The following is a 13,920-nucleotide window of genomic DNA, read 5'->3' as shown; positions in this document are numbered from 1 at the left end:
TTAATCTTTGTGAAAGGTGTAACTTATGAAATGCTTAGTATTAGAACCGTAAAACATCTTAAGTGGTCTTCTATGAGAAATATATTATTCTAGATAAGGTTAAAAATCCTCAGAAAAATGAGCTTCAAATTGTTCTTTAAAGGAGTCATGTTCTTCCTGATCAATTTCAGTTTTTAGGATGTTTTCAGACTCAGCAATGGTAGTTTGAGGATTATCAATTATATACTCTAATAATTTCAAAAAATCTTTATTAAAGTTTACGATATCAGATTCTTCAAAAATTGAATTATTAAAGATTAATGAATAATTTACTTTATTTTTTAAAACCGTAAATCGGAAAGAGATATCGAACTTAGTTTTTGTTTCTACTATTGGATCTTCTTGTTCAAGTTCTAATTTACTTTCTACATCTATATGATTTACAACGAGAAATACTTTAAAAATAGGATTAGTTAAGCTTCCCTTATTGGTGTTAACATTTTGAACTAATAAGTCAAAAGGATAATCTTTATTTTCTTGAGCACGAAGTACATTTTTCTTGACATCTTCAAAATACTGAATTAAAGATTGTTTTTTATCAATTTTACTTCTTATAGCAAGTGTATTAAGGTGTAATCCTATTTGCTCTTTTAGATCCCAGTGAGATCTACTGCTAAAAGGACTACCTATAACGATGTCTTTTTCATGCGAATATTTATATATCAAAATACTTAAGGCAGTATAAAATTGAATATAGAAGGTAAGACTATTCGCTTGGTTAAATGCTGATATTTTATCAAAAAGCACTTCGTTAATTTGGGAATAAAGCATTTTTCCCTTGTATTTTTCTACATGATTACTTTTAGCTATTGATAATGTAAGTTTGGGTATATTATTTTTATAAATTGATAACCAGTACTTTTCTTGATCGTTATAATTTTTTATAGTCTCATTTTGCCAAATTGCATAATCCTTGTATTGAATTCTGAGTTCGGGAATAGCCTCTACCCTTGTGCCATTAAGAAGATTGTAAAAACTCATTATATCCGAAGACAAAAGTTTAATAGATTCTGCATCTGATATTAAATGATGCATATTGTAATAAAAAAGTGAATAGTTTTGATCTATTTTTATTACCGTTGCCCTTATTAGAGGCCCCTTTTCTAAATCAAATGGTATGTAAGAGTCATTGTTCACATATACCATTGCATTTTTTTCGGCATCTAATTTCTCAGAAAAATCTGTATATTTTATTTTGAAATTAAAGTCTTCATTAGATATCACTGATTGATATGTTTCTTCTCCATGTTGTTTAAAAACAGTCCTTAAAATTTCATGTCGTTCAATGGTTTTATAAACGGCTTTCTCAAAAAGCTCTTGATCAATATCAGAAGGCAACTTTATATAACTAGGCATATTATAGGTCTCTGAACCAAATAATTGACAAGCAGTCCAAATACTTTTTTGAGAAAATGACAATGGAATTTTATCTACGATCTCATTTTTTTTGATTTCTATATAGTCCTTTTTCTTTGACTTTAATATCAAGTATTCATGTGATTCTAAAACAGGGTTCTCAAAAATGTCATTTAAGTTTAGTTCTACTTCGAAAAATTTCTGATAAGCCGCTATTAATTGTATTGCATTAATACTTTGTCCACCAATAAGAAAAAAATTGTCTTCTATACTTATGGTATCTATTTTCAAGATCGATTGCCAAATGTTTACTATATCTTCTTGTATTTTGCTCCAATTGGTTCTTTTTACTTTTTGTGTTCTTTGTTCTTTGATCTTGTTTTTTAGTGCTTGAATATCAACTTTCCCATTTGCATTAGTTGGAAAATCTTCAAGATGGATGTATAAGGATGGAACTTCATAAAAAGATAAAAACTCAGAACAATGTACCTGTACAGCTTTGTCCAAATTTACATTTGCTTTATAAAAACAAACCAAATTAGAATCTTCACCTCTGTCGTGTAATATACATTTAACATCTGCAATTTCTTCTATGGATAAAATTACTTGTTCTATAGAATTAAGATCAATTCTTACTCCATTAAGCTTTACGATAGCATCTTTTCTCCCTAATACTATAATATTTCTATCCTTATCGTATTGTCCAAAATCTCCTGTTTTATATATTATATCTGGAGTAGAAGATAATGGGTTTTGAAGAAAACGCTTTGAAGTTTCTATAGGGTTCTTAAAATATCCTTTGGATAGAAATGGTGTTTTTATAAATATCTCTCCTTTCTCTCCTATACGACATAATTTGTTATTAGAATTTAGGATAAGAATTACTGTTTTAGAGATTGGTTTACCTACAGATAAAGGGTCTGAAAAATCTCCTGTTATCTTTTCTTTTACCGTGTAAAAAGTTTTAATCAATGTAGATTCTGTAGCTCCATAAAAGTTAGTTATTTTCGTTTTGTTACCGTATTTGTTTTGCCAGTTGATTACATCTCTTTTATACAATTTTTCACCGGCCAGAAATACATGTCTTAAATGGAACTCTTCCGTAGTATTATCCTCGGAAAGAAGTAATCGAAAAAAAGTGGGGACAGTATGGATTAATGTAATTTTACTTTTCCTCATCCATTGACACAATTTTACAATGTTTGCTCTTATCTCTTGAGGAGGTATACATATAGTTCCTCCATTAACAAGGGGTAGAAATACATCTCTTAATGATGCGTCAAAAGAAAATGATGTGAATTGACCTACTCTATCTTTTTCAGTAACTTCAAAAGCCTCTGACTCCCAATGTATAAAATGACTTAAGCTTTTATGCTTTCCTAATACCATCTTTGGTGATCCCGTAGAACCAGAAGTAAAAAAGATATAATTAGCCTCTTCTCCTGTCATCTCTGGTAAGGTTATATTTTTATTAAAAGCGGCTACATCTATCTTTTTTTCTTCTTCCTTCTTATAATACCAGAAATCTAATGAATTCTCTTTCCAGTCAAATAAGATAATGTTAGGAACTTTATAATTAAAAATCTCACTAAAAGTTTCAATATCTGTTATATGTTCTTTACTAGTTAAAATAACCTGAGGTTGAACAGTTTCAAATAATTCTCTCCAATGATTTCTCTTATATTTTTTATCAACAGGAACATATATTCCTCCCGATTTAAAAACCCCTATTATTGAAAATATATAGAATAGCTCCTGATTGAAATATGTTGCAACACAATCTTGCTTGTTACTATAATTACGTAATAAAAAAGCTATCTTATTGGTAATATTATTTAATTGATCGTATGTAAAGTTTCCTAAAGCAGATTCTATTGCCACATTGGTTTTATACTGCTCAACTTTACCTTCAAACAAGGAATGTATCAGCTTCTTGTTCATTAGTAGTTTTCTTTAGATTCATTACTTTTATAACTTCATCAACTAGGACCGACATTGTATCAATGTATGGGATTTCGGTTGTAATATTCTCATATCCAATCTGGACTTCGGAGCATCCCCCAACCATAACATCTACTTCATACTCTTTAAGAGTATCAAATGCTTTTTCGAAAAGATAATATGCTTCTTCCTTAATTTCGGAGGATTTTAAACCACCATCCATATAAATAGACTTCATAAAAAGTTCTTCCTGTTCTTTTTCATTCAGTGTAATCAAATCTATTTCTTCAGAGTGTTTATGAAAAAGCTTCGACTTTATTGTCCCTGTTGTAGCCATAAGACCAATTCTTCTGTAGCCTTTTTGTAATAATACATTTATAGTTAGTTCTACTGGGTTTAAAATATTCTTAAGCAACTCTTTATCCAACATATTAACAAAATGATACGAGGTTATACAGGTTAAAACAATGTAATCAACTTGTAACTCGTTCATCATCTTTATGGACCTTAACAGTTCTCTTTCTGGAGATTTTTTTCCATATACTATAGCTAAAGTCCTATCTGGAACACTACTATTGTTATGTAATATAAACTCCGGAAAATCCTGATCCTTAGGCGCATGTATTTGATCAATCAATTTATTGACAAAATACAACCCAGCTCTTGTTCCCATACCGGAAATAATTCCAATCTTTTTTTTCAACTTATTATTGTATTTATATGGTAATTAGAAAATTGATAACCCAAATTCTGTATTACACCCAATACATTTTAAAACCATGCCTATTCTTATATAGACATACCTAAATAACATGGAGTTAACAGGAAAAAAGTTACTTTCTTAATTAAGTGAGTTTTTAAAAACTGTATTAAATATTTACAGTTTAAGACGAGGTCGTTTTAATAGATTTCTGTAGATAGTCATTAATGAAGAGTTCTATTTTCATCTTAACTTTTACTGAAATGGTATCAAAAAACACTTTATTTGAATAACGATTAAACTTAAAAATCATCGCTAATTTCATCTGTTACCAGATCCAGAAAAGTCTTATATTCTTTATCTTCTTCAACATCCGATAAACTTGACATTAGAGTTTCTATTTTTATAGTCGAATCTTCACTTATGGATCTTGTCAAATCAAGAAAACTATTCACAAAAGATTTAATATCTTTTTCTTCAAATAAGATGGTATTATAAACGACAGATAAACTTACTGTATCACCATAATAACCAAAGTAAAATGTAAGATCATGTTTACTGTTATTTACTTCTAATCTTAAAGGATTTACTTGACTCTTACTGTTGGCCACATCTGATAAATTTTGGTCAATTACAACCACTACATCAAATAATAACCCTCTTGAAGGAACCACTCTATAATTTAATTCTTTTAATAATTTATGAAAAGAAAAATCTTGATTATCCCTAGCCTCTAGAACAGTTTTTTGGGTTTCTTTTATATAGTTTGAATAGTCTAATTCTTGGTTAATATTAAAAAATAATGGAACGGATCTCACAAAACACCCTAATTGATTTTCTAAATCAGGATGTGTTCTACCTGACATTGCTGTACCAATTACTAAGTTTTTTTGATATGAAAACTTATAAAGCAGTAAAGAGGAAATAGCAAGTAAATGCATGTAAAGTGTTATATGCTCTTTCTTCCCTATACTTTCTAATTTATATAAATACTCTTTAGGAAAAATAACTGACTCTGATCTACCTTCATATTTCTTACTTTTAGGTCTGGGGTTTGCAAAATTTAAATCTAAAGGAACCATTCCTTTATCTAGTTTTGATTTCCAAAAATCTTTATTTTTGAAATACACCTTATCCCTATTTCCTTTTTGCCATACTGCATAATCTGAATACTGAGTATCCAATTCTGAATACACATTACTAATATCATCTGATTTATAGCAGTTAAAAATTTCATTTCTCAAAATTTCTGATGACCATCCATCACATATTATATGATGAAGATTATAGTATACTACAAACTTATTATTAGATAACTTTAGTAAATGAATTTTAAACAGAGGATATTGAGTTAAATCAAATTCTTTTGATGTATCTTCAATAATATGTTTCTCTACCAAATTATAATCATTCTCAACTTCAAGGTTTTTCTCTAAAATTTTAAAATTAAACTCCTTATAGGAAATAACTTTTTGTCTTACTATACCATCTTCATTTACAAAAATTGTTCGAAGAATATCGTATCTTTTAATAACCTCATATATCGCTTTCTTAAATCTATCTATTTCAAAATCATTCCCAAATTCGATATAAGTAGGCATATTAAATGCCCGCGATCCATTTTTCATTTGACAAGCTAGCCAAATTTGTTCTTGCTGTTCACTTAACGGATACGATAATTTTCTTTCTGATTTCTCTATAGCTTCATATTCATTATTTCTTTTAACGCTTAATAAATCTATTAAGGTTTCTTTATTTTTTTTAATTTCATTTTTTAGAGTATCTGTAAGTAATTCTTTTTGTATATCTAGTTTTAAAACTCCACTTTCAACATATAATCTTGCTTCGAGTTTTTTTAATTCTTTCAATAAATTTAAAATATCACTATTCATAATGTTCATTTTTAAATTTTATAGTGAACCTTATCTTCTCTATATTCTAAAAAACTAACCTTATATAGCTAAGGCTATAGTATTTTTCTAAAATCAAAAATTTGACGGCTTCTATTTAAAAAGATATCGTTTCCTCATCTTTTTTTGATGTATTATTTTGATTATTAATTAAGCTTTGAACTTCTATTAATTCTGCATGTTTTTCAATGGTCTTAAAAACGAATAAATCTTTTAATTTTATTTCTACATTGAAAATTTTATGGTAGGCATTTACAAGTTTTATTAATTTTAAACTATGGCCTCCTAATTCAAAAAAGTTTTCATTAATACCAATTCTTTCAATTCCTAGAAGTTCTTTCCAAACCTCTACCAACTTAATTTCCATTTCATTTCTGGGCGCTATATATTCTTTTTGTTGAAGAACACCTTTTGATAAAGGTGAGGGTAATGCATCTTTATTTATTTTCCCGTTTGATGTCAAAGGTATACTATCCACTTCTATAAAAAAGTTTGGAATCATATATAAAGGCAAAATATCTTCTAATTTTTCACGCACCTGACGAAGATCAATTGTATCAGAATTAATAACCAAATAGGCACATAAATAATCTTCTGAATTCTCATTTTTTAATACAACAATTACTTCTTTTATTTCTTCAAAACTGATTAAATTATTAACAATTTCATTCGGTTCAACGCGATAACCTCTAATTTTTAATTGATCATCTTTTCTTCCAAGAAAAACAATTTTTCCATCTGACGTCCACTTTACAATATCCCCTGTTCTATATAACTTTTCACTCTTACAGTAAGGATTTGATATGTATTTTTCATCAGTAAGATTGTTTCTCTTCAAATACCCCTTAGACACTCCATCACCTCCAATACATAATTCTCCTTCACATCCAATAGGTAATAACTCTAAATTAGGTCCTAAAACATATATTTTTGTATTCGAAAAAGGTTTTCCTATATATACACTGTTATATCGGTACGAAAGATCTACTTTATGCATTAATTTACCAATTGTGGTTTCTGTTGGTCCATAATGATTATAAATATCTATTTTAGCTCTACTTCTGTTTAAATTTTCAATTACGCTCATATTTAAAACACTTCCTCCAAAAACGATAGCTTTTTGAGGGATAAGATATGTCCCATCATAATAAATAGAGTTCCAATGTTCAGGAACAATTTTAATATAATCAATGATATTGTTTTTAAAATATGAGATTAACTTAGGGCTGTCCTTAAGCATTTCGTCTGAAAAAACGTGTAATGTACCTGCTGTTGCTAATGCTCCATAAAGAAATGTATAACCTAAATCTGCACCTAAAGTTGACATTAATCCATAATGGCTTTTCTTTTCGATATTAAGTTTTTGTATCAACCCTAATAAATAATCACCCAAATTACCATGGGTTACCAATACTCCTTTAGGTTTACCAGTTGTTCCCGATGTATAAATAACGTATACAATATCATCCTTATCTATTTTAACAGGCTCGATTATTTCAGATTCAAAAGAACCTGAAAGCATATCTTCATAACTTACCAAAGAGACATCATCAATATTACCTCTTTCTTGTTTAATTGATAAATCCGTAATAAATAGCTTTGCCTCTATATCATTAAGAATATTATTTACCTCACCTTTTATAAATCTATCATATATAGGTACATAAGCTGCTCCAACTTTCATAATTCCCAACATCATTGTAATTGCATCAGCTTTATCAGCTAGAGAGAATGGCACAAAATCTCCCTTTCTAATTCCACTTTTAATCAAAAATTTGGCTATTTGATTTGAATCATTATCTAATTGGATGTAATTTATTTTTCTATTCTCTGTTTGAATTGCAACATATTGTGGAAACTGCTTGACTTGCTCATTAAAATATTCAAGAAATGTTTTTCCCTCATTATCTCCTAGATTAAAAGAATTAAAATCAAAAAGTTGTTTTTGTTTTTCTTTTTCGGATAAAAAATCAATATCACAAATCTTCAATTTATAAGAAGTAATACATGCCTCAGACAATAGTTTAAAATGATGCATCATTTGGGTAATCATTTCTTTGTCATAAATAGCTGTATTAAAATTGATCTGAAACTTTAATAAAGATTCTACTTCAAAAAAAGTTATTCCGATGTCGAATTTAGTTCTAGACTCGCCTTTAGAATAAACTTCGCCTGGAGTTATTTCATGATTATTGGATTTAGATATTTTTTCTGTATTCTGTAAAGCCAACATAATGTCAAACACAACATTTCTACTTGAATCTCTTTGAATATTTAATTCGTTAACTAAGAGATCAAAAGGATATGTCTGATAAGAGAGTGCTGACAGAACTCTCTCTTTAGTATAATTGTAATGTTCAATAAAAGTATTATCTGGATCTACATTATTTCTTAGCGCGAGTGTATTTACATAAAAGCCTATTTGATTTTCTAAATCTATATGTTCACGTCCAGCCACGGGAGTTCCGATAATAATATCTTTTTCTCCACTATATTTATGCATTAATATATTCCAAATGGATAGTATACTAATAAATAAAGAGCCATTATTTTGTTTGGCAAATGAATGTAAACCTGAAACTACTTTACTAGGTAAATACATTTCTAGTAGTTCTCCTTTATTGGTCTTTATCGAAGGCCTTTGTTTATTTGAAGGTAAATTCAGTCGAGGTAATTTCCCCGAAAGGTGTTTGTTCCAAAAGTTTTGATGCGCCGAATAATTCCCATTTTTAATTTTGGCACTTTGCCAAGCAGCAAAATCTTTATATTGAATCCTTAATGGTCTTAAAGTTCCGATTTCATCAGAACACAAATTATTATATATTTTTATTACCTCATTGGCTAGTATTTTTAAAGACCATCCATCACTTATTATATGGTGCATATTATAATGGAATATATATTTTTCGTTTTCCAAATGAATCAATGCTGCTGATAATAGAGGCCCTTTTTCAATAGAAAACACTCTGTACGTATCTTTTTTTATAAAGTTGATAATGGCTTCATTTTGCTCTTCTTCTCCTCTTAAATCTACATAATCTATCTTAAAATTAATTTCCTCGCTGGATAATACAAATTGTCGCGGTTCTCCCCCATTGTTCTTTCTAAAAACAGTTCTTAGTATTTCATGACGATCTAGCAATAGAAAAATCGCTTCTTTAAAAAGATCAATATTATAATTACCATCTAAAATAGTTTGATTACTAATATTATATGCCGGTAACCCTCCTTCTGCCTGATCCAAAATCCATAATCTATTTTGTGAATTTGATAACATATAACCTTCTTCGGACAAAGGTATATTTGGAATTTTTTCCTTAGAATTATTTTGTTGACTCCCTTGTTTTAAGTGCTTTATTATTTCCTGTTTATATTCTTTAATTCTCGAAATTAAATCGTCAGGAAGCTTTTCTCCATTAAATTTCAATTTAAGTTCTTCCCCTTGTAATGAAACGTAAATATTGCGCTCTCGTAATTCTTTAAGCAAATTTCTCATCTGTGAATTTATGTTTGATCCTATTACACCAAAGAAGATTATAATATGATTTCATTAGATAACTCTCTTTCATCTTGTAACCATTGTCTTTCTTCAACTAACAGTGCTAAATCTTTAATAGTGTTATTGGTTAGGACTTCAGAAATTGATATCTCTATTTCTAACTCCTTATTAATTTTATTAATTAGCTGAGTCGCTAGTAAAGAATTCCCTCCTAATTCCAAAAAATTATCTTCTATTCCTATCTTATTTAAATCGAAAAGGTTTTGAAATAAATCAATCAGTTTCATTTCAATTGGGGAAGTAGGCTCAATATAATTAGAAGATAAAAGTGATCGATCAACATCGATTTCGTCTATTTTGCTTTTTCCTAAAGTATCATTTATAGTATTTTCTCTGTTATTTCCCTTATTACTAGTAATCCACTTGGACAATTCGTAGTCTATATCCCTGGTTGAAACAACTATTTGATTAATATCGTTTAACGACAGAACTCTATTTAAAATATCAATTACATTATCCGAATTAATACCATTATTACCGGATTGGTTATTAAAACTAAATCCATCATAATTAATGGTTATACAGTTTTTAATGACCTCTGAGTTACAAAATGAATCTAAAAAGGAGTTAGCAGCTAAATAAGCAATCGACTCCTTACCTCCAATTATAGTTGACAATGAAGAAGATAATAAACAAAAATCTAGTTGTTTATTATAAAATATTTTTCCCAAGGTAATTGTACTCAAAACTTTAGCTTCAAATTGCTCATCTAGGTCTCCTTTATCTAAGAAATCCATAACTTTTATAGAATTACCCGAAATAGTGCCTTCAAAATGAAAAACACCATTTATTTCCCCTATAATATCTTCAATATTATCTACTATTTTTTGCAAAGAACTCACATCCTTTAAATCAACATTATAGTATTTTGCATTACCTATTTGACTTAACTCTTCAAATCTTAATGCTTTCTTATTATTATCAAAATTATTTTCAATTTCACTCCTTCCTAAAATAATTACCGAAGCATTGTAATTTTCTAACAAATGTTTAGCGTGTAAATAACCTAAATTACCTAAGCCACCTGTAATTAAATAAGTTCCTTTTTCTCTAATTCTTGTGGATTCTTTAGTTTTTTCAATTTTTACAGGATTAAAACTTTTTACCCATCTATATTTATTTCTATAAGCTATGTAGTTGTCAGAGATATTTGAATTAATTTCTTTAAAAACATTTGATATCACATCATTTTTATTATCATCCAAAGCTAGATCTATACAACAACAATTAATATTATTATTCTCTTGGGATATTATAACTGGTATTCCTGAATTGATTGAATTATTAAGATTAATCTCTTCATTTCCTATAACATTGTTAACATTATTGGTTAAAATATACAGGTTGATTTTATTTCTTTGATAGCAAGATTTAATACTTTGAACGATACTTACTGTGGTATTAAATTCAGATAAGCTTTCTTTGTACTCTTCCTTTCCAAGTGAGTTCATCTGAATTACATTCAAAGTTTTTGAGTCTTCTAAGGACAATTCTTTAAATAATAATTTTAAATGATTTTCATTTTCGGTATCTAATTCAAAATGATTATTGTCGTGACTTAAAAATTCTTTTGATTTTTTAATAACGAAAAAATTATTCTTATTTCTAAATTTCTCAACTAGTAACTTACTGTATCCTATAGAATCTTCAAAAATTAAAAATATTTCATCTTCCTTATAACCAACATTGTTCAGTCTATTTTTTCTTTTCCATGACGGTTCATAAAACCAATCAGATATTGACTTCAATGAATACTTTATATTTAAGTCTGATATATTTTCAAATGGATCTACTTTAACATCCAATACATATTTATCAAAACAATACTTAGGAATTGAAACTTTATTTCTAACCTCTTTTTCGTAATAATTTTCCCAATTAAGATCTACCCCTTTAGTATATAATTCTCCAAGAAAAATGGTAAGTTTTTGATTATCGTCTACCATTTCTTTAGGGTGACGAATTGTCTGAAAAATTTCACTTGACTTTATGTTTTTCTTACAAAAATTTAATAAAGTATTCCCTGGTCCTATTTCAACAAATAGTAGATTCTCTGCTTCTGAAATAGAGTTAATTCCATCTGAAAACCTTACTGTATTTCTTAAATGATTTATCCAATATTCTGGTGAAATATTATCCGAAATTTCTTTGCCATATAAATTGGATATGAAACTCATTTTAGGCTCGTTAAAGCTAATTTCCTCTAACACTTTCTTAAAATCTTCGATAATTTCATCCATTAGAATAGAATGAAAGGCATGCGAAGTTTTAAGTTTAATAGTAGTTATTTCCTCTTTTTCTAGCCTAGAAATCAGATTTTCTATAGCTTTCTTTTTACCGGATATAACAACAGTATCTGGAGTATTAATTGCTGCAATTGAAAGATCTTCATTCAAAAATCTTTCTACTTTATCTCTCGATAAATCAACATATAACATTGCGCCTTCAGATGTTTTACTCATCAACTCGCCTCTTCTTACAACAAGTTCTAATCCATCCTCAAAAGAAAAAACTCCACTTATACAGGCTACAACATACTCCCCAAGACTATGGCCAATCATATGTTTTGGAGAAACTCCCCAATGTAAAAGTAGTTTTGCAATACTATATTCAATTAAAAATAACAGTGGCTGTGTATATTGTGTTTCATTTATCAACGTCTCATCAACCTCGTATTCTTCAGTATATCCAATTATTTTTTTAAAATTTAAATTTGTAATACTTTTCAAGATATCGAAACCACTATCCATTAAATTTTTGAAGTATGTTTCCTGTTCATACAGATCTTTTCCCATCTTAAAATATTGACTGCCTTGGCCTGAGAAAAGAAAAACTAAATTCTTTTTTAATGCACTAGATTCATTTCCTGTACTATTATTAGAAAACTTTGAGTTTTGTAATGCCTTCATATCGTTTTCAGAGACGATATAATTTCTGTATTTAAATGATTTCCTACCTGTATTTAAAGAATAAGCCACATCAGCTAAATTCATCTCTTTTTCACTTTCTAGGAACTTACTTAAGCTTTTAGAATAATTGGTTAAAGAATTAAAGGTATTTGCAGAGTAAGTAAGTAACTGATACGGTCTAGAACGACTTGTAGTCTTTCTAAACGGTGCTTCTTCCAAAATCACATGCGCATTGGTTCCTCCTATTCCAAAACTACTCACTCCTGCTCTAATTGGATTTTCTGCAGAAGTCCGCCATTGCTTTAATTCTGTAACAACTTGAAAAGGGCCTTCTCCAAAATTAATTTCAGGATTTGGCCTTGTAAAATTTAAAGAGGGAGGAATTAATTTGTTCTTAATGGCTAAGGCAGTTTTTATTAATCCGGTAATGCCTGCAGCAGTGTCTAAATGTCCAAGATTTGTTTTTACTGAACCAATATAACATTTATGATTTTTATCATAATTAAAAGCTTTATTTAATGCTCCAATCTCTATAGGGTCACCTAACTTTGTTCCAGTTCCATGAGCTTCTACATAAGTAATTGTATTCGGATCTATTTTTGCTATTTTATGTGCTAATTTTATGCAGTTTGATTGACCATCTATACTCGGAGCTGTATATCCTACTTTATTTCCGCCATCATTATTAACAGCAGAACTTTTAATAACTGCATATATTTGATCTCCATCATTGATTGCATCATCTAACCTCTTTAAAACAACTACTCCAGATCCTTCACCTGAAATGGTTCCTGATGAATCTTCATCAAATGCTTTACAATATCCATCCTTTGAAAATATCATTCCCTCTTGAAAAGTATATCCTTTATTCACATTAGAAACAATCTTTGCCCCTCCTGCAACCGCTATGGAACATTCTTTTAAGAGTAAGTTTCTACATGCTAAATGAACAGCTGTAAGTGAACTTGAGCAAGCCGTATTGATATAATAACTAGGACCTTTAAGGTTTAATTTATATGAAATTAGTGTATTTGAAAATTTATTATCTGCTAATTGAGATATATAAAAAGGATTTACTTTATCATTAGGATTTATTTTAGAATGAGCCAACCATAACTCATTATTAGAGGCTGTCAAAAATAAACCTATTTTTTTCTTATAATTAGAAATATCACACGAAGCGTCTTCCAGAGCTAACCATACTTGCTCATGTAATATCCTAGATTGCGGATCCATCATTTCCGCTTCGGCTTTAGTATAATTAAAAAAACGATAATCAAAACTTTCTACATCTGGTATTTCTATCTTGCTCTTTACAAAATTTGATTTCGAAATTTTATCTTCTGAATATCCATGTTTCAATAACTCTTCATCTGAATAAAATCCAAATAGTTCATTACCTTCACTTACATTAGTCCAAAATTCCTTAGCATCATTAGACTTTGGGAATTTACAAGACATCCCTATAATTGCAATGTCTGTTTTATTTTGACCTTTATTCATCTC

Annotated in this window: 5 protein-coding genes; all 5 read right to left on the bottom strand. The window is 28.8% G+C overall.

The features are described 5' to 3' along the window. Positions 1-99: 99 nt before the first annotated feature. Complete coding sequence (locus J8L88_RS10815) at positions 100-3,336, bottom strand: non-ribosomal peptide synthetase (RefSeq protein WP_211060740.1); 3,237 nt, start codon at positions 3,334-3,336, stop codon at positions 100-102. Further along, positions 3,305-4,039, bottom strand: coding sequence for an aspartate/glutamate racemase family protein (locus J8L88_RS10810; RefSeq protein ID WP_211060739.1), 735 nt, complete (start codon positions 4,037-4,039; stop codon positions 3,305-3,307). Before J8L88_RS10810 ends, J8L88_RS10815 begins: the two co-directional genes overlap by 32 nt. A 299-nt stretch (positions 4,040-4,338) precedes the next feature. Continuing rightward, positions 4,339-5,928: a condensation domain-containing protein gene (locus J8L88_RS10805; RefSeq protein ID WP_211060738.1), complete on the bottom strand. Its 1,590-nt coding sequence runs from the start codon at positions 5,926-5,928 to the stop codon at positions 4,339-4,341. Between the two features lie 115 nt (positions 5,929-6,043). Continuing rightward, on the bottom strand, positions 6,044-9,442 hold the full coding sequence (locus J8L88_RS10800; protein WP_211060737.1) for a non-ribosomal peptide synthetase: 3,399 nt from the start codon (positions 9,440-9,442) through the stop codon (positions 6,044-6,046). A gap of 38 nt (positions 9,443-9,480) precedes the next feature. Further along, positions 9,481-13,917, bottom strand: a complete 4,437-nt coding sequence (locus J8L88_RS10795; protein ID WP_211060736.1) for a type I polyketide synthase — start codon at positions 13,915-13,917, stop codon at positions 9,481-9,483. Between the last annotated feature and the right edge of the window lie 3 nt (positions 13,918-13,920).

Source organism: Aquimarina sp. MMG015, from assembly GCF_018100855.1.
Lineage (GTDB): Bacteria > Bacteroidota > Bacteroidia > Flavobacteriales > Flavobacteriaceae > Aquimarina > Aquimarina latercula.
The sequence above is the reverse complement of the archived record's forward strand: the minus strand, read 5'-3'. Positions and strand labels throughout refer to the sequence as shown.

Bases quoted from the DNA above. Each gene is read 5' to 3' on its own strand.
- J8L88_RS10800 (WP_211060737.1), bottom strand. From the start codon at position 9,442: ATGAGAAATTTGCTTAAAGAATTACGAGAGCGCAATATTTACGTTTCA.
- J8L88_RS10805 (WP_211060738.1), bottom strand. From the start codon at position 5,928: ATGAATAGTGATATTTTAAATTTATTGAAAGAATTAAAAAAACTCGAA.
- J8L88_RS10815 (WP_211060740.1), bottom strand. From the start codon at position 3,336: ATGAACAAGAAGCTGATACATTCCTTGTTTGAAGGTAAAGTTGAGCAG.
- J8L88_RS10795 (WP_211060736.1), bottom strand. From the start codon at position 13,917: ATGAATAAAGGTCAAAATAAAACAGACATTGCAATTATAGGGATGTCT.